Source organism: Streptomyces sp. NPDC001781 (assembly GCF_053596035.1).
The window spans coordinates 1-24,279 of sequence record NZ_JBSFFI010000003.1 but is presented as its reverse complement, the minus strand read 5'-3'; the positions used below and the strand labels follow the sequence as shown (position 1 = coordinate 24,279).

At 73.3% G+C, this 24,279-nt stretch carries 21 protein-coding genes and 1 riboswitch; of the genes, 17 read left to right on the top strand and 4 right to left on the bottom strand.

Going from position 1 to position 24,279, the window contains the following annotated elements; genetic code table 11:
- Nucleotides 1-72: 72 nt before the first annotated feature.
- A complete protein-coding gene (locus ACWCV3_RS03240) occupies nt 73-681 on the bottom strand; it encodes an RDD family protein (RefSeq protein ID WP_451217621.1) in 609 nt (202 codons plus the stop codon).
- Nucleotides 682-943: 262 nt separating this feature from the next.
- On the opposite strand from ACWCV3_RS03240, the gene ACWCV3_RS03235 reads away from it, so the two are divergent.
- From ACWCV3_RS03235 to ACWCV3_RS03220, 4 genes are all read left to right on the top strand, one after another.
- Nucleotides 944-1,798 carry a bifunctional methylenetetrahydrofolate dehydrogenase/methenyltetrahydrofolate cyclohydrolase gene (locus tag ACWCV3_RS03235; protein ID WP_451217618.1) on the top strand — a complete coding sequence of 285 codons (855 nt, stop codon included), beginning with the start codon at nt 944-946 and terminating at the stop codon, nt 1,796-1,798.
- Nucleotides 1,788-2,252 carry a DUF3017 domain-containing protein gene (locus ACWCV3_RS03230; protein WP_451217616.1) on the top strand — a complete coding sequence of 155 codons (465 nt, stop codon included), beginning with the start codon at nt 1,788-1,790 and terminating at the stop codon, nt 2,250-2,252. The genes ACWCV3_RS03235 and ACWCV3_RS03230 overlap by 11 nt, the downstream gene beginning before the upstream one ends.
- A 303-nt stretch (nt 2,253-2,555) precedes the next feature.
- A complete protein-coding gene (locus tag ACWCV3_RS03225; RefSeq protein ID WP_451217613.1) occupies nt 2,556-3,482 on the top strand; it encodes an XRE family transcriptional regulator in 927 nt (308 codons plus the stop codon).
- A 278-nt stretch (nt 3,483-3,760) separates the two neighbouring features.
- Nucleotides 3,761-4,750 carry a malate dehydrogenase gene (locus ACWCV3_RS03220; RefSeq protein WP_135783754.1) on the top strand — a complete coding sequence of 330 codons (990 nt, stop codon included), beginning with the start codon at nt 3,761-3,763 and terminating at the stop codon, nt 4,748-4,750.
- A 65-nt stretch (nt 4,751-4,815) separates the two neighbouring features.
- Here ACWCV3_RS03220 and ACWCV3_RS03215 read toward each other — a convergent pair whose 3' ends face one another.
- Nucleotides 4,816-5,502: a siderophore-interacting protein gene (locus tag ACWCV3_RS03215; protein WP_451217610.1), complete on the bottom strand. Its 687-nt coding sequence runs from the start codon at nt 5,500-5,502 to the stop codon at nt 4,816-4,818.
- A 323-nt stretch (nt 5,503-5,825) separates the two neighbouring features.
- Here ACWCV3_RS03215 and ACWCV3_RS03210 point away from each other — a divergent pair, with 323 nt between their 5' ends.
- From ACWCV3_RS03210 to ACWCV3_RS03175, 8 genes are all read left to right on the top strand, one after another.
- Nucleotides 5,826-7,553, top strand: a complete 1,728-nt coding sequence (locus ACWCV3_RS03210; protein WP_451217607.1) for a hypothetical protein — start codon at nt 5,826-5,828, stop codon at nt 7,551-7,553.
- Nucleotides 7,550-7,897 carry a hypothetical protein gene (locus ACWCV3_RS03205; protein WP_451217605.1) on the top strand — a complete coding sequence of 116 codons (348 nt, stop codon included), beginning with the start codon at nt 7,550-7,552 and terminating at the stop codon, nt 7,895-7,897. Before ACWCV3_RS03210 ends, ACWCV3_RS03205 begins: the two co-directional genes overlap by 4 nt.
- Nucleotides 7,898-7,921: 24 nt before the next feature.
- A complete protein-coding gene (locus tag ACWCV3_RS03200) occupies nt 7,922-9,280 on the top strand; it encodes a hypothetical protein (protein ID WP_451217602.1) in 1,359 nt (452 codons plus the stop codon).
- A gap of 221 nt (nt 9,281-9,501) precedes the next feature.
- Nucleotides 9,502-11,022 (top strand): aldehyde dehydrogenase family protein, encoded by a 1,521-nt coding sequence (locus tag ACWCV3_RS03195; RefSeq protein ID WP_451217599.1) that lies wholly within the window; start codon nt 9,502-9,504, stop codon nt 11,020-11,022.
- 50 nt (nt 11,023-11,072) lie between these two features.
- Nucleotides 11,073-12,605 carry a GMC family oxidoreductase gene (locus ACWCV3_RS03190; protein ID WP_451217596.1) on the top strand — a complete coding sequence of 511 codons (1,533 nt, stop codon included), beginning with the start codon at nt 11,073-11,075 and terminating at the stop codon, nt 12,603-12,605.
- Nucleotides 12,602-13,741 carry a quaternary amine ABC transporter ATP-binding protein gene (locus ACWCV3_RS03185; RefSeq protein ID WP_451217593.1) on the top strand — a complete coding sequence of 380 codons (1,140 nt, stop codon included), beginning with the start codon at nt 12,602-12,604 and terminating at the stop codon, nt 13,739-13,741. The genes ACWCV3_RS03190 and ACWCV3_RS03185 overlap by 4 nt, the downstream gene beginning before the upstream one ends.
- Nucleotides 13,738-15,684, top strand: a complete 1,947-nt coding sequence (locus ACWCV3_RS03180; protein ID WP_451217590.1) for an ABC transporter permease — start codon at nt 13,738-13,740, stop codon at nt 15,682-15,684. Before ACWCV3_RS03185 ends, ACWCV3_RS03180 begins: the two co-directional genes overlap by 4 nt.
- Nucleotide 15,685: 1 nt before the next feature.
- Complete coding sequence (locus tag ACWCV3_RS03175) at nt 15,686-16,648, top strand: ABC transporter substrate-binding protein (protein ID WP_451217587.1); 963 nt, start codon at nt 15,686-15,688, stop codon at nt 16,646-16,648.
- 70 nt (nt 16,649-16,718) lie between these two features.
- Here the strand turns inward: ACWCV3_RS03175 and ACWCV3_RS03170 are convergent, their stop codons facing one another.
- On the bottom strand, nt 16,719-17,219 hold the full coding sequence (locus ACWCV3_RS03170) for a carboxymuconolactone decarboxylase family protein (protein ID WP_451217584.1): 501 nt from the start codon (nt 17,217-17,219) through the stop codon (nt 16,719-16,721).
- A 47-nt stretch (nt 17,220-17,266) separates the two neighbouring features.
- Between ACWCV3_RS03170 and pdxR the strand changes: the two genes are divergently transcribed.
- A complete protein-coding gene (pdxR, locus tag ACWCV3_RS03165) occupies nt 17,267-18,661 on the top strand; it encodes a MocR-like pyridoxine biosynthesis transcription factor PdxR (RefSeq protein WP_451217581.1) in 1,395 nt (464 codons plus the stop codon).
- A 46-nt stretch (nt 18,662-18,707) separates the two neighbouring features.
- On the opposite strand, the gene ACWCV3_RS03160 is transcribed toward pdxR, so the two are convergent.
- Nucleotides 18,708-19,583, bottom strand: coding sequence for a DMT family transporter (locus tag ACWCV3_RS03160; protein WP_451218219.1), 876 nt, complete (start codon nt 19,581-19,583; stop codon nt 18,708-18,710).
- 117 nt (nt 19,584-19,700) lie between these two features.
- Between ACWCV3_RS03160 and ACWCV3_RS03155 the strand changes: the two genes are divergently transcribed.
- The 4 genes from ACWCV3_RS03155 (at nt 19,701) to trpS (ending at nt 24,147) form a co-directional block, all read left to right on the top strand.
- Nucleotides 19,701-20,054 (top strand): hypothetical protein, encoded by a 354-nt coding sequence (locus tag ACWCV3_RS03155; RefSeq protein ID WP_451217578.1) that lies wholly within the window; start codon nt 19,701-19,703, stop codon nt 20,052-20,054.
- Nucleotides 20,055-20,072: 18 nt separating this feature from the next.
- Nucleotides 20,073-21,260 carry a glutathionylspermidine synthase family protein gene (locus ACWCV3_RS03150; protein ID WP_451217575.1) on the top strand — a complete coding sequence of 396 codons (1,188 nt, stop codon included), beginning with the start codon at nt 20,073-20,075 and terminating at the stop codon, nt 21,258-21,260.
- Nucleotides 21,261-21,347: 87 nt separating this feature from the next.
- A riboswitch (ZMP/ZTP riboswitch) is annotated at nt 21,348-21,433 on the top strand.
- A gap of 39 nt (nt 21,434-21,472) precedes the next feature.
- Nucleotides 21,473-22,936: a glycine hydroxymethyltransferase gene (locus ACWCV3_RS03145; RefSeq protein ID WP_451217572.1), complete on the top strand. Its 1,464-nt coding sequence runs from the start codon at nt 21,473-21,475 to the stop codon at nt 22,934-22,936.
- A gap of 191 nt (nt 22,937-23,127) precedes the next feature.
- Entirely contained in the window at nt 23,128-24,147 is a 1,020-nt protein-coding gene (trpS, locus tag ACWCV3_RS03140; RefSeq protein ID WP_451217569.1) for a tryptophan--tRNA ligase, read from the top strand.
- Nucleotides 24,148-24,279 lie beyond the last annotated feature (132 nt).

The following is a 24,279-nucleotide window of genomic DNA, read 5'->3' as shown; positions in this document are numbered from 1 at the left end:
GCACGCGGCAACACGAAGGCGGCCGCCCGCTCCCCCCGCGGAAGGGGAGCGGGCGGCCGCCCGTCGCAGCGCCTACTTGGTGCGGACGACGACCGAGCCGCAGACCTTGTCGGAGAAGGTCTGGCGCTTGGAGTCCCACGCCGGCCACAGGTAGCCCAGGTAGCAGGGCAGACCGTCGATGATGTGGGCGAGCTGGCGGACGAACGCCATGCCGCCGCCGAGCGGCCGGCCGGTCTCCTCCTTCAGCGTGCGGGTGCCGACGACCTTCTTGCCGACCGTCTGGCCGGTCCTGCCCTCCTGGATCACCTGCCAGACGAACAGACCGATCATGACCAGGTAGCCGAGGACCATCAGTATCGCGACGCCGTTCTTCGCGGCCACGATCACCAGGATGTACGGCACCAGGTACAGCAGCGAGTCGATGAGGCGGCTCAGGACTCGCTGGCCCCAGTTCGCGTACCGCGGCTGCTCGTAGCCGTAGCCCGGCTGCTGCGGGTAGCCGTAACCGGCCTGCTGCGGGACCGGGGGCGCCTGCGGGTAGCCGTAACCGGGCTGCGGGGGCATGCCCTGCGGCGGCACGCCCTGCGGCGCCTGCGGGTAACCGGGCTGCTGCGGCTGCCCGTACCCCTGCTGGGGGTCCTGCGGCTGACCGTACGGGTTCTGGGGCGAGCCGAAACTCATGGCTGGATTCCTCCGTTGGTACTGCGGGAACGACGCGGACAGCACGGAGGAACGTCAGGATCTGAGCGGTTTGCCCCCCACTGGACCGCGATGTATGCGCCGTTCATGGTTGTGGACCCGTCACGCGTTGTCCAGCCGCGTTCGCCAGGTGTTGTGCAAGTGCAACATCAACGATCAACGGCGGACATCCGGGACGCGGCGGTGGCGGAATCCACGGGGACCGGATTGGAACCGGGGGGCGGTCATCCGCGAGGATGTACGCATGACCGCCCAGATTCTCGATGGCAAGGCCACCGCAGCCGCGATCAAGTCCGATCTGACCGCCCGCGTGGCGGCGCTGAAGGAGAAGGGAATCACGCCCGGCCTCGGCACCGTCCTGGTCGGTGAGGACCCCGGCAGCCAGAAGTACGTCGCGGGCAAGCACCGCGACTGCGCCCAGGTCGGCATCGCCTCCATCCAGCGCGAGCTCCCCGCGACGGCCACGCAGGAGGAGATCGAGGCGGTGGTCCGCGAGCTGAACGAGGACCCCGACTGCACCGGCTACATCGTCCAGCTCCCGCTGCCCAAGGGCATCGACGAGAACCGCATCCTGGAGCTGATGGACCCGGAGAAGGACGCCGACGGCCTCCACCCGATGAACCTCGGCCGCCTGGTCCTCAACGAGCCCGCCCCGCTGCCCTGCACCCCCAACGGCGTGCTCACCCTGCTGCGTCAGTACGGCGTGGAGACCAAGGGCGCCGAGGTCGTCGTCGTCGGCCGCGGTGTGACCATCGGGCGCTCGATGCCGCTGCTGCTCACCCGGCGCAGCGAGAACGCCACCGTCACCCAGTGCCACACCGGCACCCGTGACCTCTCCTACCACCTGAAGCGGGCCGACATCGTCGTCTCGGCCGCCGGTGCCCCGCACCTGATCCGCGCCGAGGACATCAAGCCGGGCGCGGCCGTGCTGGACGTCGGTGTCTCCCGCAACGCCGAGGGCAAGATCGTCGGCGATGTCCACCCGGACGTCGCCGAGGTCGCCGGGTGGATCTCCCCGAACCCGGGCGGGGTCGGCCCGATGACCCGGGCCCAGCTCCTGGTCAACGTGGTGGAGGCGGCGGAGCGGCGTGCCGGCTGACGAAACCGGGGAGCCGCGGGTGCGGGACTCGATCAGCGCTCCCGACGCGCAGGGGCGGACCAGGCGCTTCACCCGCCGCTTCCCGCTGTTCACCAAGGACACCGCGCGCCCCGAGGGCGGCGGCCGGGCCGCGGGCAGCGACGCCCCGGCACCCGCCCGGCAGTGGCCGGTGCTGGTCGTGCTCTCCGTCGTGGCGCTCGGTCTGCTGCTGGTCGCCCTCGACGTGACCCGCGCGGGGCTCCTGCTGGTCGGCGCGGCCCTGCTGGCGGGTGCCGTGATGCGCTGGACGCTCCCCGGCGTCGGCATGCTCGCCGTCCGCTCCCGCTTCACGGACATCGCGACCTACGGGGTACTCGGCCTCGTCATCGTCCTGCTGGCCCTGATGGCCCAGCCCAACCCCCGGCTGCAGATCCCGTTCCTGAAGGACATCCTGCACTTCACCGTGTCCAACTAGCGCTGCGGGCAAGGCCGGCGGCTCGCCCCCACCCCCGATCAGGGGCGAGCCGCCGTGACTTCACCCTGACGGGCGGGGCGGGGGCCGGGCAACGTTCCGCCGTGCGCTGTGGCACGGAGGTGACCGTTCCGCCACGGTGTCCGCGCCCTGCCACACCTTCGCAATGGGCTTTCCGGTAAGGGAAGTCCGCCGGAAACGATCCGATGGACCCCCTCTCGCGGGCTACCGTGGAGCAGGGGTGGCGGTGTGACGCGGGGAGGCGTCGCGGGGTCCGCCGGGGGAGGGACGAGGGGGGAGCGGGTCATGGCTCGCTGGAAAGCGCTGCCGGACGAACTCGACCCGCAGATAGGGGAGTTCATCCTTCAGTCGCGGCGGCTGGTGGACCGGTGTGGCCTGGGCTTCGCCGCGCTGGCCGACCGTACCGGGTACAGCAGGACGTCCTGGGAGCGGTATCTGAACGGGCGGCTGCTCGCGCCCAGGAGCGCCGTCGCCGCTCTCGCCGAGGTCACCGGTACCAGCCCGGTCGACCTCACCGCGATGTGGGACCTGGCCGAACGCGCCTGGAGCCGGGCCGAGTCGCGGCACGAGCGCACGACGGAACGGAGCCGTGCCGCCCGGGCCCACGCGGAGCCGGGTGACTCCGGCGGGTGTACGGGGACGGCGACGGCCGACGCCCCGCCGGTGCCCCCGCCTGCTGCCGGGCCGCCCGCGGGCGGGCGTCGCGTCCTGCTCTTCCTCGCGGGCGCCGTGGGCGTACTCGTCGTCCTCGGCACCGTCTTCCTGTTCACCGGCCGGGGCGACGGCGCGGACGCAGCGCAAGCCGCCGGGTCCTCCCCCTCTGTGCCGGCCACGAGCGCCACCGGTCTGCCGCCGGGAGTCAAGTGCGTGGGGACCGGCTGCACCGGCAAGGACGCCGAGACGATGGGCTGCGGCGGAGACCTGGTGACCACCGCCCGGACGGCGACCGTCGGCGCCGCCACCCTCGAAGTCCGCTACAGCAGGACGTGCGGCGCCGCCTGGGGCCGGATCACGGGCACCGCGCCGGGCGACCGGGTGCGCGTCACGGCGGACGGCGAGAGCCGCCGGGGAGTCGCCGCGGCCGGGGAGACGTACACGTACACACCGATGGTCGCCGTCGGCCGCGCGGGCGAGGCCGAGGCGTGCGTGACCCTGACGTCGGGACGCACCGGGTGCACCGGATGGGCGGAGTTCTCGACCCCGCCCGCATAGGACGCCGGAACAGGGGCACCCGGACAAGTACCCCCCCACGGGAGTCCGGCGAGCCGGTACCCCCACCGGCGGCCGCCTTCGTCTCCTCTCCCGGACGGGCGGCCGCTGCCGTGTGCGGCGGCGGGCCCGCGGAGCCGGGCTGTGGGGCGGGCCACAGGGCCCCGGACATCCGGCGTGCCGGATGCGCGATAGCCTGACCGCTGATCTCTCTTGACGCCAAGAGATCGATCATCCGCACGGGGCAGGGACGCCCCACCGCCAGCCAAACGGAGAACGCCATGACCCGCACTCCCGTGAACGTCACCGTCACCGGCGCGGCCGGCCAGATCGGTTACGCCCTCCTCTTCCGCATCGCCTCCGGGCAGCTCCTCGGCGCGGACGTGCCGGTCAACCTCCGCCTCCTGGAGATCACCCCCGCGCTCAAGGCCGCCGAGGGCACGGCCATGGAGCTGGACGACTGCGCGTTCCCGCTGCTGAACGGCATCACCATCACCGACGACCCGAACGTCGCCTTCGACGGCACCAACGTCGCCCTGCTGGTCGGCGCCCGCCCGCGCACCAAGGGCATGGAGCGCGGTGACCTCCTGGAGGCCAACGGCGGCATCTTCAAGCCGCAGGGCAAGGCCATCAACGACAACGCCGCGGACGACATCAAGGTCCTGGTCGTCGGCAACCCGGCCAACACCAACGCGCTCATCGCGCAGGCCGCCGCCCCGGACGTACCGGCCGAGCGCTTCACCGCGATGACCCGCCTCGACCACAACCGCGCGCTGACCCAGCTCGCGAAGAAGACGGGCACCCCGGTCTCCGAGATCAAGCGCCTGACCATCTGGGGCAACCACTCCGCGACCCAGTACCCGGACATCTTCCACGCCACGGTCGCGGGCAAGAACGCCGCCGAGGTCGTGAACGACGAGCAGTGGCTTGCCGACGACTTCATCCCGACGGTCGCCAAGCGCGGTGCCGCGATCATCGAGGCCCGCGGTGCCTCGTCGGCCGCCTCCGCCGCCAACGCCGCCATCGACCACGTGTACACCTGGGTCAACGGCACCGCCGAGGGCGACTGGACCTCCATGGGTATCCCGTCGGACGGCTCCTACGGCGTCCCGGAGGGCCTGATCTCGTCCTTCCCCGTCACCACCAAGGACGGCAAGTACGAGATCGTCCAGGGCCTGGACATCAACGAGTTCTCCCGCGCCCGCATCGACGCCTCGGTGCAGGAGCTGGCGGAGGAGCGCGACGCGGTCCGCGGTCTCGGCCTCATCTGAGCCCCGCACGCACCGGGTGACGGGCCCCTCCGGTCTTCCGGACGGGGCCCGTTCCCGTGTCCCGGCTAGTCCAGGCCGCGCTTGCCGGGCGCCCAGAACGGCTTGGTCAGCACCGAGTGCCGGTCCCAGCCCGCGTCCCGCAGCACATGCCGTACCGCCTGCACGGTGCGGGCCTCGCCCGCGACGTACGCGATTCCGCCCGGCGCCGGTGCCAGGCGGCCCACCGCCTCCGGCAGCGGGACGGTGCCGCGCAGCACCCAGTCCAGCCGCCCGGCGTGGGCCAGCGGGAGCCGGTCGTCCGCCGTGGCGGTCTCCACGCAGCCCGAGACCCGCGTCCCGCCGGGCAGCGCGGCGAGCATCGCGCCGAAGGCGACGGACGCCGTCTCGTCCCCGACGAAGACGTGGTGCGCGGCGTCGGGGCGCAGCGTGAACGAACCCTCCGGCTTGCCGAGCCGCACCTCGTCGCCCGCCGCCGCCCCGCGCGCCCAGCGGGCACCGGGGCCGTCGCCCCCGTGGTCCAGCACGCACAACTCCACGCAGCCGGAGGGCTCGTACCGCCACACCGAGTAGGTGCGCCGGGTGAGCGCGGAGCCCACCAGCACCCGGACCTGCTGACCGGGGAGCACGTCGAGCCCGGCCAGCGCGTCGCCCTCGATCCGCAGGCGCCGCATCCGCGCGGTGAACCGCTCCACGGTGGTCACGGTGCCCCGGAGCATCAGCAGGTCGAGGACGGGATTCAGCAGCGCGGGCATGCACGGCTCCTAGAAGTGGACAACTCGGTCTGAAGAGAACGGAGTTGATTACCGGTGGGGGGAGGGCGATGCTACGCGCTCCCGGAGGAGTGGCAGACCGGAGGGTACGGTTCCGGCCGCCGTGCCCCGCGAGCACCGGAGCGGTCGCCACCGCCGAGTCCTCGGAGGCCGTGCGCGGCGCGGGACCTCGCCGCCGAGGAGCCCGGCGCGGGCGGGGAGAACGGTCCCGGATTCGGTTTCCTGACCACCCGTCACCCCTCTATGCTCAGCCGTCGTCGCCCGCCTTCTCGCGGGGGAGGGACTTCCATGCATCGGGGGATGGCATGAGCAGTGCTCACGTGCCGCCGCAGGCGGAGCGGACTCAGGCCGAGCGGGCACCGGCCCATCCGCCGCCCGTCGCGCCCCACACCAGCGAGGCCACCCGGCTGCTGTGTGCGGGTGCCTATCTGGACTCCGGCTACCGCGACCGCGTGATCGAGGAGCTCCACCTCAACGAGCAGCGGATCGTCGCCCCCTCGCTCGGCTTCGACGCGGCGCGGGTGCTCGCGCACGCGCTGCGGGCCCGGCGGCAGGAACTCGCCTGGGCCGGGGCCGTCACCGGGCTGTGGCTGGTGGGCATGCTGCTCAGCGGCGGGCTGCTCGCGCTGTTCCTGTGGCCCAGCGTCTGGCTCGCCCTCGCCCCCTGGCTGCGCGGCCGCGCGGCCGCCCCTCCGCTGTACCGGCTGGTCCTCGCCTTCCTGGCCCGGTGGTGGGGGCGGGCATGGTTCGCCGCGCTGTTCGTGCTGACCGTCGTCACCGCGTTCGGCGGCGGGCCTTCTCCCGAACCGTCCTACGATCCGTACGGATACGGGGAGTACGGCGGGTACGGCGGCTCCGAGGACCTCTCCGATTCGCTCACCCCGGCCGTGGAGGCCTGGCAGGCGTGGTCCACCCTCGTCGTGCTCGCGCTCATCGCGCTGTGCGTGCACGCCCAGCGCACCCGGTTCAGCCGGGCGCTGGCCGGCGAGCTGTCCCCGCAGCGCTTCCCGGACGCCGCCGCCGACCCCGCCGAGCAGGCGCCGAGCCCGCGTCTTGAGCGGCTCGGGCGGCGCATCCGGCTGGAGCAGCACGCCCCGCTGGTCATGTACCACCAGGCCCGGCCCTTCTGCGGGGCCGGAGACGCCTACGACACATGGGTGCTGGCCGTGGAGCTGAAGCCGGACGGGACGGCCGAGGAGCGGCAGCCGCTCAGCAACCGGGCGATCCTGGAGAAGATCCGTCCCCGCCTGGAGCAGCTCCGCGTCCCGGCCGAGTACGCGGGGCCCGGTGTCCGGGACCGGCTGCGCTGGCTGGAGATCGACGAGTGCGTGTTCCTCCCGGTGGAGGGGCTGAGGAAGCGGGAGCAGGCCCCGTACACCGCCGAGGCGTTCGAGCAGCACCGGGCGCGGGCGGTGGAGGAAGGGGCCGAGAAGCGGCGGCACTTCCTGCGGGTGCGGGTCGGCGGCTGGGAGGAGGAGCTGGTCGTCACCGTGTACGTCCGCCTCCACACCCAGGGCGGCATGCTGATGCTGGAGATCGCCCCGCACGTGCTGACGCCGGTCCGTGAGGACTTCAAGGACGCCGACCGCGCCGCCCACCGGTTCCGGCACAACAACTCCCTCGGCAAGGCCGCCACCGCGCTCGTCCTGGTGCCGGGCTCGGCCGGGCGGGCACTCGCCCAGCTCGGGCGGGGGCTGGTGCTCGGCTGGCGCCTGCTGACCGGGGGTTACGCGGGCGCGCTGCCCGACGGCCCCGCGCTCTCGGTGCGCGAGCTGGCGTCCACGCCCGCGGGTTCGCTCTTCCAGGAGATGGACGTGGTCCGGTATCTGCGCGGGGTGCAGGACAGGGTCGCCGACGGGGTGCGGTCCGCGCTCGCCGAATCCGGTTACCAGACCGGCGAGTTCGTCCAGAAGGTCGTCAACATCCGCAACGGTGACGTCCACATCGGCCGCGTCGAGGGCAGCACCTTCGCCGTCGGCAGCCACGCCAGAGCCACGGGCGCGCCCGCGCCCGGGAAGGGAACCGGGACATGACCGGTCAGGAGCCGAACGTCCGCATCGGAGACGTGTCGGGGAGCACCTTCGCCATCGGCAGCCACGCCCACGCCGAGAGCCACCAGCACGGTACGGGCACCCCCGCCGACCAGCAACTCCTTGAAGCGGTGCGTGAGTTGCGCGCCGACCTCGCGCGGGTACGGGCCACCGAGCAGACCGCCGCGCTGGGCGAGGCGCTCGCCGACACCGAGGCGGAACTCACCCGCACCGGCCAGGCGAGTCCCACCCGCCGCGAGCGCCTGCGTGAACTTCTGGCCGACTCCCAGGCCCTCCTGGGCGTCCTCGCCTCGGCAGGCACGGTCGCCGGCCTGCTCGGACTCTGACCGCGACACCACGAGGGGGCCGCGATGAGCGGGGGACAGCAGCACTGGAACGAGGACACCCAACGCTGGGAGGCGGGCCCCGGCACCGACACGCCCCCGACCCCGCCCCCACCGTCCGGCCCCGATCACGCCCCGACCGCGGCCTGGCCCCCGGCCGGTCCCAGGATGCCCGCCGCGCCACCGGCCCCGAAGTGGCCCCCGGCCGCCCCCGCGGAGGCCACCGGCGGCCCGGCCGCCCCATGGCCACCGGCGGACCGTCGCACGCCCCCCGCGCCGGCCGGCTCCCCGTCCTCCGCCGACCCGCCTCCCACCGAGCCCCCGGCCGAGTCCCCGGCCGAGCCGCCGGCGTCCACCGGCCCCTCCGCGCCCGCGGGGCCGCCGGCCGGTGCCCGGCCCCCGGCCGAGTCCCCGGCCTCCGCCGGCCCCTGTGCAGGTCCGCCGACCGGGACCGGCCCCTCGGCCCCCACCTGGCCGCCCGCGGGCCGGCGCACGCCTCCTCCCTCGTCCTGGCCCCCGGCCGAGACTTCCGCGCACGCCGAACCCCCGACCGTCTCGTGGCCCCCGGCCGAGCCGGCCGCCGTATGGCCGCCCGCCGAGTCCCCGGCCCCGACCGCCACCTGGCCCCCCACCGCCGCGACCGCGGCCTCTCCCGCCGCGGACCCCGCGCCGCCCCGCGGCGGTCCCAGCCGCCGTGTGCTCTGGTCCGTCCTCGTCGGGGCGGCGGCAGCCGGGATCGCGGTGAGCCTCGTGCTGGCCCTGGTCGTCCGTGAGAACGGCGACGACCGGAGCAGGCGGGGCCAGGCGCACACCTCCTCCGCTCCCGTCACCCGCGGCCCGAGCCCGGTATCCAGTTCCCCCGCGCCCAGCCCGTCCGCCGCAACGCCCCCCGCCGGATACGAGCTGCACGACGACGGTGAGGGGTTCCGGGTGGCGGTGCCCGAGGGGTGGGCGCGGGCCACCGTGCCGTCCGAGTACGGGATGGCCGTCGTGAACTACCGCAGCCCCGACCGGGAGCGGAGGCTCCAGGTGTACGAGGTGTCGGAGGCGAGCCCGCAGGCGTCCTTCGACCTGTACCTCTCGGACCGGACCGCCAAGCCGCGCGGGTTCGAGAAGCTGGCGCTGGCCGACCTGGACGAGGGGGACTTCACCGGGTCCCGGCTGGAGTACCTCGCGGACACCATCCGGGGCGAGCCCGAGGTCGGGACCTGGCACGTCTACGACGAGCGGTTCGTCGCCGCCGACGGCAGGATCTACGCGCTCGCCGCGTACGGCCCGGACGCCGACGGCCGGGACGACGAGCTGGAACTCCTCACCACCGCGCTCGCCTGGTTCTGCCCGCCCGGCATGGACTGCGACCCGGCCGGGAACGCGGCGCTGAACTGATCGAATCGGCCCGGTTCGCGGAGTGTGCACCAGGGCCGTGACCGATGCCACCCCAGTATGCCCCATTTATTGCCTTTTCTCCCGTAAACTTCGTGACCCGACGCACTTTCGGCCATCGAATGCGCATGCGCTTCACAGGCCGAGGGCATGCGGTCATGCGCCCCGATGTGGCGGCTCTGTCACGCAGGGCGCCTGAACAGGAAGGGAAGGCAAAACCGATCATGGCGGACAGAACGGAACGACCGGCCGAGGCCACCATTCACGCCGGAGGTGAGTGGCTGGAAGCAGACTCCGGGGAGACCCGGGAGATCCTCGACCCCGCGGACGGCAGGCCCTTCGCCGTCGTCGCGGAGGGTGGCACGAAGGACGTGGACCGCGCGGTGGCCGCCGCACGCCGCGCGTTCGACGAGGGCCCCTGGCCGCACACCCCGGTCGCCGAGCGTGCCGCCCTGCTGCGCCGCGTGGCGGACCTCCTGGTCCGCGACCGCGAGGAACTGGGCCTGCTGGAGAGCAGGGACGCGGGCAAGACCGTCGAGGAGGGCCGCGTCGACATCGACTGCGTCGCCGACGCCTTCCGCTACTTCGCGGACCTGGTCGCCGCCGAGGCGCCCGGCCGGGTGGTCGACGCGGGCTCACCCGACATCCACAGCGTCGTCGTGCACGAGCCGGTCGGTGTCTGCTCGCTGATCACCCCGTGGAACTATCCGCTGCTCCAGGCGAGCTGGAAGATCGCCCCGGCGCTCGCCGCGGGCAACACCTTCGTGATCAAGCCCAGCGAGATCACCCCGATGACCACCATCGCGCTCATCGGGCTGCTGGTGGAGGCCGGACTCCCCGAGGGCGTCGCCGGCCTGGTCACCGGCCCCGGCCACACCGTCGGCGCCCGCCTCTCGGAGCACCCCGACGTCGACCTCGTCTCCTTCACCGGCGGCCTGGTCAGCGGCGTCAAGGTCGCCCAGGCCGCCGCGCCGAGCGTGAAGAAGGTCGCCCTGGAACTCGGCGGGAAGAACCCCAACGTGGTCTTCGCCGACGCCTGCGCCACCGAGGAGGGCTTCGACACCGCCGTCGACCAGGCCCTCAACGCCGCGTTCATCCACAGCGGCCAGGTCTGCTCGGCCGGCGGGCGCCTCATCGTCGAGGAGTCCGTCCGGGACCGCTTCGTCGCCGAACTCGCCGTCCGCGCGCGGAAGATCAAGCTCGGCCGGGGCACCGCGTCCGGTGTCGAGTGCGGACCGCTCGTCTCCGAGCAGCAGCGCGCCAAGACCGAGGACTTCGTCGCCTCGGCGCTCGCCGAGGGCGCCACCCTGGTCTGCGGCGGCAAGCGCCCCGAGCCCACCGCCGACCGTCCCGAGTCCGGCTACTTCTACGAGCCGACCGTCCTCGACCACTGCCACCGCGAGATGCGCGTCGTGCGGGAGGAGGTCTTCGGACCCGTCCTCACCGTCGAGACCTTCCGCACCGAGGACGAGGCGGTCACCCTCGCCAACGACACCGAGTACGGTCTCGCGGGCGCCGTCTGGACCGCCGACGCCGGCCGCGCCCGGCGCGTGGCCGCCCGGCTGCGGCACGGCACCGTGTGGATCAACGACTTCCACCCCTACCTGCCGCAGGCGGAGTGGGGCGGTTTCGGCAAGAGCGGCACCGGCCGCGAGCTGGGCCCCGCCGGCCTCGCCGAGTACCGCGAGGCCAAGCACGTGTACCAGAACCTCGCCCCGAGCCCCGTGCGCTGGTTCGCCGGCTGAGCCCCCTTCCGACCTTCGCAGGACCTCCCCGTCCCCAGGAGTCACACCCCATGCCCGAACACACCCACGAGTACGACTACGTCGTCGTCGGCGGCGGCACGGCGGGCTCCGTCATCGCCTCCCGCCTGACCGAGAACCCGGACGTCACCGTCGCCGTCATCGAGGGCGGCCCGAGCGACGTCGACCGCGACGACGTGCTCACGCTGCGCCGCTGGATGGGCCTGCTCGGCGGCGACCTCGACTACGACTACCCGACCACCGAGCAGCCGCGCGGCAACTCCCACATCCGGCACAGCCGGGCCCGCGTGCTCGGCGGCTGCTCCTCGCACAACACCCTGATCTCGTTCAAGCCCCTGCCCTCCGACTGGGACGAGTGGGAGCAGGCCGGGGCGACCGGCTGGGGCGCCGTCCCGATGGAGGCGTACTTCGCCCGGCTGAAGAACAACATCGTCTCGGTGGACGAGAAGGACCGGAACGCCATCGCGCGGGACTTCGTGGACGCCGCGCAGTCCGCGCTCGGCGTGCCGCGTGTGGAGGGCTTCAACAGGAAGCCGTTCACCGACGGCGTCGGCTTCTTCGACCTCGCCTACCACCCCGAGAACAACAAGCGCTCCTCCGCCTCCGTCGCCTATCTGCACCCGGTGATGGACGAGCGCCCGAACCTTCACCTGTTCCTGGAGACCTGGGCGTACAAGCTGGAGCTGGACGGCACTCGTGCCGAGGGCGTCCACGTGCGCACCAAGGACGGGCAGGAGCTGCTGGTCAAGGCGCGCAACGAGGTGGTCCTCTGCGCGGGCGCCGTCGACACCCCGCGCCTGCTGATGCACTCGGGCATCGGCCCGCGCGCCGACCTGGAGGCCCTCGGCATCCCGGTCGTGCTGGACCTGCCCGGCGTCGGCGAGAACCTGCTCGACCACCCGGAGTCGGTCATCGTCTGGGAGACCCACGGACCCATCCCGGAGAACTCCGCGATGGACTCCGACGCGGGCCTGTTCGTCCGCCGCGACCCCGAACACGCGGGCCCGGACCTGATGTTCCACTTCTACCAGATCCCGTTCACGGACAATCCGGAGCGTCTCGGCTACGAGCGGCCCGAGTTCGGCGTCTCGATGACCCCGAACATCCCCAAGCCCAGGAGCCGCGGCCGGCTCTACCTGACCAGCGCCGATCCCGAGGTCAAGCCCGCGCTGGACTTCCGGTACTTCACCGACGAGGACGACTACGACGCCAGGACGCTGGTCGACGGCATCCGCATCGCCCGCGAGGTGGCCAAGTCGGAGCCGCTGGCCCACTGGCTCAAGCGCGAGGTCTGCCCCGGACCCGAGGTCCAGGGCGACGAGGAGCTGAGCGAGTACGCGCGCAAGGTCGCGCACACCGTGTACCACCCGGCCGGCACCTGCAGGATGGGCGCCGCCGATGACGAACTCGCCGTCGTGGACCCCGAACTGCGTGTCCGGGGTCTGGACGGCATCCGCATCGCCGACGCGTCCGTCTTCCCGACGATGACCGCGGTGAACCCGATGATCGGAGTGCTCATGGTCGGGGAGAAGGCCGTCGAACTGATAGGTGGTGACGCGCGATGACGCTCACCGTTCCCACCCGCAAGCCGCCCACCGAGGAGTCCCGCGCGCCGGTCTTCGCCGTCGACGGCCTGTGGAAGGTGTTCGGCCCCAAGCCCGAGCGCGTCCCCGCCGACCCGGAGCTGGCCGCGCTGAGCCCCGCCGAACTGCGCGCCGAGACCGGCTGCACGGCCGCCGTGCGGGACGTCTCCTTCGAGGTCCGCAAGGGCGAGGTCTTCGTCGTCATGGGCCTCTCCGGCTCCGGCAAGTCCACCCTGGTGCGCTGTCTGACCCGGCTGATCGAACCCACCGCCGGCACCATCGCCATCGACGGCGAGGACGTACGCGCCATGGACCGCGGCCGGCTGCGCGAACTGCGCCGGCACCGGGCCGCGATGGTCTTCCAGCACTTCGGCCTGCTGCCGCACCGCACGGTCCTCGACAACGTCGCCTACGGCCTGGAGATCCAGGGCATGGGCCGCGCCGAGCGCCGCGAGAAGGCCGCCGAGGTCGTCGCCAAGGTCGGGCTCGCGGGCATGGAGAAGCGCCGCCCGGGCCAGCTCTCCGGCGGTCAGCGCCAGCGCGTCGGGCTCGCCCGCGCCCTCGCCGTCGACCCCGAGGTGCTGCTCTTCGACGAGCCGTTCAGCGCGCTCGACCCGCTGATCCGGCGCGACATGCAGGACGAGGTCGCCCGCCTGCACAGCGAAGAGGGCCGCACCATGGTCTTCATCACCCACGACCTCACCGAGGCCCTCAAACTGGGCGACCGCATCGCCCTGATGCGCGACGGCCGCGTGGTCCAGCTCGGCACCCCCGAGGAGATCGTCAACTCCCCGGCCGACGACTACGTCCGCGAGTTCGTCCGCGACGTGCCGCGCGAGCAGGTCGTCACCTGCCGCTCCGCCATGCGCCCGGCCTCCCTGGAGGAGGCGGGAAGCGGCCCGGCCGTCAGCCCCGAGGCCCCGGTGGCCGAGGCCATCGAGGCCGTCGCCCGCGCGGGTGAACCGGCGCGCGTGATGGACGACGGCACCTGCATGGGCGTCGTCGACTCCGACGCGCTGCTCAACGTGGTGGCGGGCACCCGGGCCGCCGCCCCCGCCGAGCGGGAGGCCGAGGCCCCCCTCGTGTCCGCCGCCCCCGACCCCGAGGCGGCCCGATGACCACGCTCTCCGTGCCCGGCGCCCGGCGCGCCCTGCCCGGCCTGCTGAAGTCCCGCCCGGCGGCCAAGCTGATCACGCTCGCCGTCGCCGCCGTGATCCTCGTTCCCCTGATCGACAGCCGGTGGGGCAGCGGACACTGGCCCCACGCGCTGACCGTCAGCCTCACCGGCCCGCTCGGCGACGCCAGCGACTGGGTGATGAACAACCGGGACAGCCACCCGCTGTTCCTGTACTTCTTCGGCCACATCAGCAACGCGATCGTGCTCGGCGTGCGCGGTGTCTACCTGGCCCTGCTCGCCATGGGCTGGGCCGGCGTCACCGTGCTCGGCGCCTTGGTCGCCTGGCGGGTGGCCGGGGTGAAGCTGGCCACCGGGACGGCCGCGGCGTTCCTCGCCTGCGGTGCGCTCGGCATGTGGCTGCCCACCATGCAGACGCTCGCGCTCATGGTGGCCGCGGTGCTGGCGTCCGTCGCCGTCGGCGTCGTGCTCGGGCTCGCCGCCGGGCTCTCCGACCGGATGGACCGCGCGCTGCGCCCGGTGCTGGACACCATGCAGGTGCTCCCCGCCTTCGCCTACCTGCTGCCCGTGGTGCTGGTCTTCGGCATCGGCGTCCCCGCCGCCGTCCTCGCCACCGTGGTCTACGCGGCCCCGCCGATGGCGCGGCTCACCGCGCTCGGCCTGCGCGGCGCCGACCCCGAGGTGCTGGAAGCGGTGCACTCGCTCGGCGCCACCCCGCGCCAGCGGCTGCTGACCGCCCGTATCCCGCTGGCCCGCAAGGAGCTCCTGCTCGGCCTCAACCAGACGATCATGATGGCCCTGTCCATGGCCGTCATCGCCTCCGTCATCGGCGCCGGCGGCCTCGGTGACCGCGTCTACCAGGCGCTCGCCTCCGTCGACGTCGGCGCCGCCCTCGCCGCGGGCATCCCGATCGTGCTGCTCGCCATCGTGCTGGACCGGGTGACCGGCGCCGCCGGCCGCGCCGGCGACCACAGCGGCGAGTCCCGCCGCACGATGTGGCTCCTCGCGCTCGCCGCCACCGCCGTCGCGGCGGTCGCCGCCCGGCTGCTCGGCGGCACCGAGTGGCCCGCGGCCGCCACCCTGAACATCGCGGAGCCGGTCAACCACGCCGTCAACTGGATGACCGCGCACCTCTACTCCGGCGTCCCCGTGATCGGTGGTACCGCCGACTGGGCCGGGCACTTCACCACCTGGATGCTGGACCCGCTGCGCGACGGCCTGCGCGCACTGCCCTGGTGGTCGGTGCTGCTGCTCGTCGCCGCGCTGGCCTGGCTGATCGGGACCTGGCGCACCGCGCTGACCGCCACCCTCGCCATGGCCGCGATCGGCGTGCTCGGCGTCTGGGACTCCTCCCTCGACACGCTCTCCCAGGTCCTGGCCGCCGTCGCCGTCACCCTGGTCCTCGGCATCGCCACCGGCATCGCGGCCGCCCGCAGCGACCGGGTGGACCGGCTGCTGCGCCCGGTGCTGGACGTGTTCCAGACCATGCCGCAGTTCGTGTACCTGATCCCCGTCGTCGCCCTGTTCGGCGTCGGCCGCGCCCCGGCCGTCGTCGCCGCCGTGGTGTACGCCCTCCCGGCCGTCGTCCGGATCACCGCGCAGGGCCTGCGCCAGGTCGACCCGGCCGCGCTGGAGTCGGCCCGCTCGCTGGGCGCCACCGGCCGTCAGCAGCTCTGGCAGGTCCAGCTCCCGCTGGCCCGGCGCTCGCTGCTGCTGGCCGTGAACCAGGGCGTCGTCCTGGTCCTCGCCGTCGTCATCATCGGCGGTCTGGTCGGCGCGGGCGCCCTCGGCTACGACGTCGCCTTCGGCCTCGCCCAGGGCGACCTCGCCACCGGCCTGGTCGCCGGTGCCGCGATCGTCTGCCTCGGCCTGATGCTCGACCGGGTCACCCAGCCCACCGGCCGCCGCGCGAAGAAGGGAGCGTGACATGCGACTCCGTACGACCCTCTCGGTGAGCGTCGCCGCCGCGTCCGCGCTCGCCCTGCTCACCGGCTGCGGCGCGGCCGACATGACCAAGCAGGCCAGCCCGTTCGCCAACGCGGGCGGCGCCAAGAGCATGACCCTGTCCGTGCAGTCCTGGGTGGGCGCGCAGTCCAACGTGGCGGTCGCCAAGTACCTGCTCGAGCACAAGATGGGCTACCGCGTCGACACCGTCCAGGTCGACGAGATCCCCGCCTGGGACGCGCTCAGCCAGGGCCGCGTCGACGCGCTGCTGGAGGACTGGAGCCACCCCGAGCAGGAGAAGCGGTACGTCCAGGAGAAGAAGACCGTCTCCGCCGCGGGCGGGCTCGGTGTCACCGGGCACATCGGCTGGTTCGTGCCGACCTACTTCGCCAAGCAGCACCCCGACATCACGAACTGGAAGAACCTCGACAAGTACGCGGCCCAGTTCCGTACCGCCGAGTCCGGCGGCAAGGGCCAGCTCATGGACGGCTCCCCGGCCTACGTCACCCATGACAAGGCACTGGTGAAGAACCTGAAGCTGAACTACCAGGTCGTCTTCGCCGGGTCCGAGGCCGCGCAGATCACCCAGATCAAGCAGTTCGCCAAGGAGAAGAAGCCCTTCCTGACCTACTGGTACACCCCCCAGTGGCTGTTCAAGAAGGTGCCGATGACAGAGGTGCAGCTCCCGCCGTACAAGGAGGGCTGCGACACCGACGCCGCGAAGATCACCTGCGCGTACCCGAAGACCCCGCTGCGCAAGTTCCTCAACGCCGACTTCGCCCGCTCCGGCGGCAAGGGCGCGGAGTTCCTGAAGAAGTTCCAGTGGACGACGGAGGACCAGAACGAGGTCTCCCTCATGATCGCCGAGCAGAAGCTCAGCCCGGAGGAGGCCGCGAAGAGGTGGGTCGACGCCCACCCGGAGACGTGGAAGCGCTGGCTTCCGTGAGCCGGCACCGGACGGCGGACGGCGGCGCGTGCCCAATCGGCGGCGCCGCCGTCCGCGGTTGCGGGCACGGCTACTCGTACTGCCCCGGCGTGTAGTGCCCCGGCACCATCCGCGTCGTCACCGCGAACCGGTTCCAGGCGTTGATCACCGTGATCGCGGCGATCAGCTGCGCCAGCTCGGCCTCCTCGAACTGCCCGGCGGCCCGCTCGTACACCTCGTCCGGCACGAAGCCGTCGGTGAGGACGGTGACGGCCTCGGTCAGCTCCAGCGCCGCCAGCTCCTTCCCGGTGTAGAAGTGCCGTGACTCGTCCCACGCGCCGAGCTGCACGATCCGCTCCACGCTCTCCCCGGCCGCGAGCGCGTCCTTGGTGTGCATGTCCAGGCAGTACGCGCAGTGGTTGAGCTGCGAGGCGCGGATCTTCACCAGCTCCAGCAGCGTGGGGTCGACGCCCTTCCTGGCGGCCGCGTCCAGGCGGACCATCGCCCTGTAGACGTCGGGCACGTGCTCGGTCCAGGACAGGCGTGCGGGGCGCTCGGGGGCGTACCCGGTGGTGTTCTCCGTGGTCTCCATACGGGCCAGCCTAGGAGCGAAGCAGCCCAGGAGTATGGTCCATTCCCATGGCGGATTCATGGGCCAATCTGGGGATCGACCTCCACCTCGAACCGGCCGGCGGCAGCGGGCTGCGCCGGGGTCTCACCGACGCGCTGCGCGACGCCGTACGCACCGGCCGGCTCGCCCCCGGCACCCGGCTGCCCTCCTCCCGCACCCTGGCGGCGGATCTCGGGATCGCCCGCAACACCGTCGCCGAGGCGTACGCCGACCTGGTCGCCGAGGGCTGGCTCACCGCCCGCCAGGGCTCCGGCACCCGCGTCGCCGAGCGGGCCGTGCCCGTGGCCGGAGCGGCGGGCACGCCCGTGAGGCGCCGCACGCCCGGCCGCCCCGCGCACAGCCTGGTCCCCGGCACCCCCGACCTCGCCGCCTTCCCCCGCACCGAGTGGCTGAGGGCCGCCCGCCGCGCCCTGACCCGCGCCCCCAACGACGCGCTGGGCTACGGCGATCCGCGCGGCCGACCCGAACTGCGTACCGCCGTCGCCGGATACCTCGCCCGCGTCCGGGGTGTGCGCACCGACCCCGGCACCGTGCTGATCACCGCGGGCTTCTCCCACGCCCTGCGCCTCCTCGGCACCGTGCTGCACGGCCGGGGCGCCCGCACGGTCGCCGTCGAGTCCTACGGCCTCCACGTGCACCGCGACCTGCTCGCCGGAGCGGGCCTGACGACCACCGCGCTGCCGTACGACCGACTCGGCACCGACACCCGGCCCCTGGGCACCGAGGGCGCCGTACTCCTCACCCCGGCCCATCAGTTCCCCATGGGCACCCCGCTGCACCCCGACCGGCGCGCCGCCGTCGTCGACTGGGCCCGGCGGACCGGCGGGCTGATCCTGGAGGACGACTACGACGGCGAGTTCCGCTACGACCGCCAGCCCGTCGGCGCGCTCCAGGGCCTCGACCCCGGCCACGTGATCCACCTGGGCACCGCCAGCAAGTCCCTCGCCCCCGGACTCCGCCTGGGCTGGATGGTGGTCCCCCCGGCCCTCCTGGCGGAGCTGACGAAGGCCAAGGGCCACAGTGACACCGTCGGCGTGCTCGACCAGCTCACGCTGGCCGAGTTCATCGCCTCGGGCGCGTACGACCGCCACGTCCGCGCCGCCCGGCAGCGCTACCGGCGCCGCCGGGACCAACTGGCAGCCGCCGTCGCCGACCGGGCGCCGGAGGTCACGGTCACCGGGATCGCGGCCGGGCTGCACGCGGTGCTGCGGTTGCCGCCCGGCACCGAGCAGGCCGTCGTGCGGGCCGCCCACTGGCAGGGACTCGCGCTGCACGGCCTCGCCTTCTACCGGCACCGGCTGGCCCGCGCCGAACCGCAGGAGGCGCTCGTCGTCGGCTACGGCACCCCTCCCGACAGCACCTGGCCGACCGTCCTGGAAGCCCTGTGCCGGGCACTGCCGTGACCCCTTCGCGAGTGCGGTGCGGTATGCGGCCGGCGCCCCGCCCGGGTCAGCCCACGGACGCGGTGCCCGCGCCTTCCCGGGCAGCGGCCGGCCCGTCGTCCCCGGGCTCCGTCCCCGGCGCCTCCCCGAACCGCGCCAACGCCAGCGCCCCCGCCACCGCCACGGCGAACCCCAGCACCGCGAGCGGACCGAGCCCCGCCCGCGTGCGGTCGCCCAGCCAGAGCACGCCCACCGCAGCCGGGCCCAGGGTCTCGCCGAGGACCATCCCGGCCGTGGCCGTGGTGACCGAGCCGCGCTGCAGCGCCGAGGTCAGGAGCCAGAAGGCGGCACCGCCGCCGAGGAGCAGGGCGTAGAGGGACGGATCGGTCGACAGGGCGTACGGGTGGAGGGAGCCGACCAGGCGGACCGCCACCTCCACCACCCCGAAGCCGCACCCCGCGCCGAGCCCGAGGAGCAGCGCGCGCGGCCGTCCCGTGAGCCGCCCGCCCGCCGCGCCGAGCAGCAGCACCCCCGCCGCCGTCGCGAGCAGCGCGTACGGCAGCCAGGCCGGGCCTTGGCGGCCGCCCTCCGCGCCCGAGGCCAGCCCGAGCAGCGCGAGCCCCGCGCACACCACGCCGATCGCCGTCCACTCCCGCCCGCTCAGGCGCACCCGCAGCAGCCGCGCCGCCACCACCGCCGTCACCGCGAGGCTCGCGGCCAGCGCGGCGCCCACGGCGTAGATCGGCACCGAGCGCAGCGCGAGGATCTGGAACACGAAGCCGAGCCCGTCCAGCGCGAGGCCCACCGCGTACCGCCACTGCCGCACCGCCCTCAGCAGCAGCGCCGCCTCCCCGCCGCCCTGTCCGGTGGCCGCCCGCGCGGCCACCGCCTGAAACACCGTGGCCGTACCGAAGCAGACCGCCGCGCCGAGCGCGCACACCATTCCAAAAAACACAAAGCGACTGTAGGGGAACACGAATACGTGGGGGCGCCCTGCCGGAAACTCACACCGGTCTCTAGGCTGACTGCCGAACGCACCACCGACGGGGGAGAAGAGAACATGGCCGACACCCGCGCGCAACTGCGCTCCACCACGGTCGTCCTGGGAGGCATGGGGCTGCTCGCCGCCGCCCTCACCGCATGCTCCTCGTCCGACCCGGACAAGCGCTGCGTGGACCGCGACAGCTACAACGTGGCCAAGGGCTACCACGTCGTCTCCGACAAGAACTGCAAGTCGGGTTCCGGCGGCGGCGCCTACTACTACGGCGGCAAGAAGAAGGGCTCCTGGGTCCGCAGCGGCTCCTTCACCGCGCCCCGCAAGTCCGGCGGCGGCTCCGGCCGTTCGGGCGACAACGACGGCCACAGCGTGCACCGGGGCGGCTTCGGCAGCGGCCACGGCAGCTCCGGCGGCTGACCGGGCCGGGCCGCGCGCATGGAACGCCGTACGATCACGCCCCGCCCCGACTGGCAGCGCACCGTCGAGGAGCAGGGGATCGTCTACCCGCTCACCCGCCATCCCGACGGATCCCTGCGTCCCTACTGGGACGAGAGCGCCCACTACGTCTTCACGCTGCCCGAGGTGGAGGCGCTGGAGGAGACCGTCGAGGAACTGCACACCATGTGCCTGGCCGCCGCCGGGCACATGGTGGAGCACGGCCGACTCGCCGACCTCGGCATCACCGACCCGCGGGTCGCCGCCGCCGTCACCGAGTCCTGGCACCGGCGCGCCGAACTCCCCTCCCTCTACGGCAGGTTCGACCTGCACTACGACGGCACCGGCCCGGCGAGGATGCTGGAGTACAACGCGGACACCCCGACCTCGTTGGTGGAGGCCGCGTCCGCGCAGTGGTTCTGGATGGAGGAGCGCTTCCCCGGCGCCGACCAGTGGAACTCGCTGCACGAACGCCTGGTCGGCGCCTGGCGCAAGCAGGCGGGGCTCCTCCCGCCGGGCGTCCCGCTGCACTTCGCGCACTCCTCGGCCGACGAACTGGGCGAGGACCTGATGACGGTCGCCTACCTCAAGGAGACCGCCGAGCAGGCCGGGCTCGACACCGACTGGCTCTCCATGGAGGAGATCGGCTGGGACACCCTCTCCGGCCGCTTCGTGGACAACCGGCTGAAGTTCATCCGCGCGATCTTCAAGCTGTACCCGTGGGAATGGCTCACCACCGACGAGTTCGCCGGGCACGTGCTGGACACCCTGGACAACGGCGGCGGCACCGGCAGCACCCTGTGGATCGAGCCCGCCTGGAAGATGCTGCTCAGCAACAAGGCCCTGCTGGCGGTTCTCTGGGAGCTGTACCCCGGCCACCCCAATCTCCTGCCGGCCTACCTGGACGGCCCCCGCGAGCTGGCCGCCACCACCGGCTACGCCGCCAAGCCGCTGCTCGGCCGCGAGGGGGAGGGCGTCACCCTGCACCCGCCGGGCAGCCCGGCCCCGCCGGTGCCCGAGGAGACCTGCTGCTACCAGGCCCTCGCCCCGCTCCCCGTCTTCGACGGCAACCACGTCGTCCTGGGCGCGTGGGTCGTCGGCGACGAGGCGGCCGGACTCGGCATCCGCGAGTCCTCGGGGCTGATCACCGACTCCTACGCCCGCTTCCTGCCGCACGTGATCCTCTGAGGGGTGTCCCGCCGGCCGGGCCGGACACCCCCGGTCCCGTCCGCCCCTCGGACCGGCCCGCGCCCGTCTCCGCCGGCCGGTAGGCTGGTCGTGGGCCGTGACTGGCGCGCTGGGATGGGACGGACCATCGGGGAGCGGCCCGGGAGTCAGCGCCGTGCGCCTGGGCCGAACCGAACACGACGACACACCGACGCCCTGTCCGGAGGCCCCCTATGCCCGAGAACCCCACCGCCACCCCGTCCGGCTCCGCCGAGACCACCGCCTACCGCGCCGCGCTCGACGTCATCCGCGCGGTCGAGCCCCGCGTGGCCGACGCGATCGGCCAGGAGGTCCAGGACCAGCGCGAGATGCTCAAGCTGATCGCCTCCGAGAACTACGCCTCCCCGGCGACGCTGCTGGCGATGGGCAACTGGTTCAGCGACAAGTACGCCGAGGGCACCGTCGGCCGCCGCTTCTACGCCGGCTGCCGCAACGTCGACACCGTCGAGTCCCTGGCCGCCGAGCACGCCCGCGAGCTCTTCGGCGCCCGGCACGCCTACGTCCAGCCGCACTCCGGCATCGACGCCAACCTGGTCGCCTTCTGGGCCGTCCTCGCCGACCGCGTGGAGGTGCCGTTCCTGGAGAGGACCGGCGCCCGCCAGATCAACGAGCTGTCCGAGGCCGACTGGGCCGAGCTGCGCCAGGCCTTCGGCAACCAGCGCATGCTCGGCATGTCCCTGGACGCGGGCGGCCACCTCACCCACGGCTTCCGGCCCAACATCAGCGGCAAGATGTTCGACCAGCGCTCCTACGGCACCGACCCGGCCACCGGCCTGATCGACTACGAGGCCCTGCGCGCCCAGGCCCGCGAGTTCCGCCCGCTGATCCTGGTCGCCGGGTACTCCGCCTACCCGCGCCTGGTGAACTTCCGGATCATGCGGGAGATCGCGGACGAGGTCGGCGCGACCCTCATGGTGGACATGGCGCACTTCGCCGGTCTGGTCGCGGGCAAGGTGCTCACCGGCGACTTCGACCCCGTACCGCACGCCCAGATCGTCACCACCACCACCCACAAGTCGCTGCGCGGCCCGCGCGGCGGCATGGTCCTGTGCGACGACTCCCTCAAGGACCAGGTCGACCGGGGCTGCCCGATGGTGCTGGGCGGCCCGCTCCCGCACGTCATGGCCGCCAAGGCGGTCGCCCTGGCCGAGGCGCGCCGGCCCTCCTTCCGGGACTACGCCCAGCGCGTCGTCGACAACTCCCGCGCGCTCGCCGAGGGCCTGACGAAGCGCGGCGCCACCCTGGTCACCGGCGGCACCGACAACCACCTCAACCTGATCGACGTCGCCGCCTCCTACGGCCTCACCGGCCGCCAGGCCGAGGCCGCCCTGCTGGACTCCGGCGTCGTCACCAACCGCAACGCCATCCCCGCCGACCCCAACGGCGCCTGGTACACCTCCGGCATCCGCGTCGGCACCCCCGCCCTCACCACCCGCGGCCTCGGCACGGCCGAGATGGACGAGGTGGCCGGCCTGATCGACCGGGTCCTCACCGCCACGGAGCCCGGCACCACCAAGTCCGGCGCCCCGTCGAAGGCCCAGCACGTCCTGGACCGGAAGACGGCGGACGAGATCGCGCAGCGGGCGACGGACCTGGTGGCGGCCTTCCCGCTGTACCCGGAGATCGACCTGACCTGATCAGCAGGGCCGAGGCGCACCCGCCTCACGGGCGCGGGGAACCGCGCGACAGGCCACGACGTCGCCGCAGCCCCCGCGCCCCCGCGCCCACCCCCCAACTGAGGGCTGTCCCACGATCCCCAGCGGGCTCGCGGATTGCGGGACGGCCCTCAGGCACAGGACTCACCGCCACCTCTGCGAGAATGGGCACCATGGCCCCCGCTGAAAAGAAGCCTCGCGTCCTCTCCGGAATCCAGCCCACCGCAGGCTCGTTCCACCTCGGCAACTACCTCGGTGCCGTCCGCCAGTGGGTGGCCCTCCAGGAGACGCACGACGCGTTCTACATGGTCGTCGACCTGCACGCGATCACGCTCCCGCAGGACCCGAAGGACCTCCGCGCCAACACCCGCCTCGCCGCGGCCCAGCTCCTCGCGGCCGGTCTGGACCCCGACCGCTGCACCCTCTTCGTGCAGAGCCACGTCCCCGAGCACGCCCAGCTCGCCTGGGTCATGAACTGCCTCACCGGCTTCGGCGAGGCGTCCCGCATGACCCAGTTCAAGGACAAGGCCGCCAAGCAGGGCGCCGACCGGGCCAGCGTCGGCCTCTTCACGTACCCGATCCTCCAGGTCGCGGACATCCTGCTGTACCACGCCGACGAGGTGCCGGTCGGGGAGGACCAGCGCCAGCACGTCGAGCTGACCCGCGACCTCGCCGACCGCTTCAACGGCCGCTTCGGCGAGACCTTCGTGAGCCCCAAGCCGTACATCCTCAAGGAGACGGCGAAGATCTACGACCTCCAGGACCCGGCGGTCAAGATGAGCAAGTCGGCGGCCTCGCCCAAGGGCGTCGTCAGCCTGCTGGACGACCCGAAGGCGACCGCGAAGAAGGTGAAGAGCGCGGTCACCGACACCGACACGGTGATCCGCTTCGACCGGGAGAACAAGCCCGGCGTGAGCAACCTCCTCACCATCCACTCCACCCTCACCGGCACGCCGGTCGCGGACCTGGAGCGGCAGTACGAGGGCAAGATGTACGGCGCCCTCAAGACCGACCTCGCCGAGATCATGGTCGCCTTCGTCACCCCCTTCCGGGAGCGCACGCAGCAGTACCTGGAGGACACCGAGACGCTGGACGCGATCCTCGCCAAGGGCGCCGAGAAGGCCCGCGCGGTGGCCGCCGAGACCCTGGCGCTGGCGTACGACCGGGTCGGCTTCCTGCCGGCGAAGCACTGACCGCGGGCGTGCGGGGGGGGCCCGCCCCCCCCCCCCGCCCCCCCCCCCCCCGGGCCCCGGGGGGGCGAGCGCCGCCCCACACATACCGTTGGCCAGCCCCGCGGGCACCCCGGGGCGGGAAGGGGAAAGCCG

Excerpts from the sequence above, each read along its gene's own strand:
- ACWCV3_RS03205 (WP_451217605.1), top strand. The coding sequence starts at position 7,550 with ATGACCGGTCAGGAGCCGAACGTCCGCATCGGAGACGTGTCGGGGAGC.
- pdxR (WP_451217581.1), top strand. The coding sequence starts at position 17,267 with ATGGCGGATTCATGGGCCAATCTGGGGATCGACCTCCACCTCGAACCG.
- ACWCV3_RS03150 (WP_451217575.1), top strand. The coding sequence starts at position 20,073 with ATGGAACGCCGTACGATCACGCCCCGCCCCGACTGGCAGCGCACCGTC.
- ACWCV3_RS03190 (WP_451217596.1), top strand. The coding sequence starts at position 11,073 with ATGCCCGAACACACCCACGAGTACGACTACGTCGTCGTCGGCGGCGGC.
- ACWCV3_RS03175 (WP_451217587.1), top strand. The coding sequence starts at position 15,686 with ATGCGACTCCGTACGACCCTCTCGGTGAGCGTCGCCGCCGCGTCCGCG.
- ACWCV3_RS03235 (WP_451217618.1), top strand. The coding sequence starts at position 944 with ATGACCGCCCAGATTCTCGATGGCAAGGCCACCGCAGCCGCGATCAAG.
- ACWCV3_RS03160 (WP_451218219.1), bottom strand. The coding sequence starts at position 19,583 with ATGGTGTGCGCGCTCGGCGCGGCGGTCTGCTTCGGTACGGCCACGGTG.
- ACWCV3_RS03240 (WP_451217621.1), bottom strand. The coding sequence starts at position 681 with ATGAGTTTCGGCTCGCCCCAGAACCCGTACGGTCAGCCGCAGGACCCC.
- ACWCV3_RS03215 (WP_451217610.1), bottom strand. The coding sequence starts at position 5,502 with ATGCCCGCGCTGCTGAATCCCGTCCTCGACCTGCTGATGCTCCGGGGC.
- ACWCV3_RS03170 (WP_451217584.1), bottom strand. The coding sequence starts at position 17,219 with ATGGAGACCACGGAGAACACCACCGGGTACGCCCCCGAGCGCCCCGCA.
- ACWCV3_RS03180 (WP_451217590.1), top strand. The coding sequence starts at position 13,738 with ATGACCACGCTCTCCGTGCCCGGCGCCCGGCGCGCCCTGCCCGGCCTG.
- ACWCV3_RS03145 (WP_451217572.1), top strand. The coding sequence starts at position 21,473 with ATGCCCGAGAACCCCACCGCCACCCCGTCCGGCTCCGCCGAGACCACC.
- ACWCV3_RS03200 (WP_451217602.1), top strand. The coding sequence starts at position 7,922 with ATGAGCGGGGGACAGCAGCACTGGAACGAGGACACCCAACGCTGGGAG.
- ACWCV3_RS03220 (WP_135783754.1), top strand. The coding sequence starts at position 3,761 with ATGACCCGCACTCCCGTGAACGTCACCGTCACCGGCGCGGCCGGCCAG.
- ACWCV3_RS03210 (WP_451217607.1), top strand. The coding sequence starts at position 5,826 with ATGAGCAGTGCTCACGTGCCGCCGCAGGCGGAGCGGACTCAGGCCGAG.
- ACWCV3_RS03225 (WP_451217613.1), top strand. The coding sequence starts at position 2,556 with ATGGCTCGCTGGAAAGCGCTGCCGGACGAACTCGACCCGCAGATAGGG.
- ACWCV3_RS03155 (WP_451217578.1), top strand. The coding sequence starts at position 19,701 with ATGGCCGACACCCGCGCGCAACTGCGCTCCACCACGGTCGTCCTGGGA.
- ACWCV3_RS03185 (WP_451217593.1), top strand. The coding sequence starts at position 12,602 with ATGACGCTCACCGTTCCCACCCGCAAGCCGCCCACCGAGGAGTCCCGC.
- trpS (WP_451217569.1), top strand. The coding sequence starts at position 23,128 with ATGGCCCCCGCTGAAAAGAAGCCTCGCGTCCTCTCCGGAATCCAGCCC.
- ACWCV3_RS03195 (WP_451217599.1), top strand. The coding sequence starts at position 9,502 with ATGGCGGACAGAACGGAACGACCGGCCGAGGCCACCATTCACGCCGGA.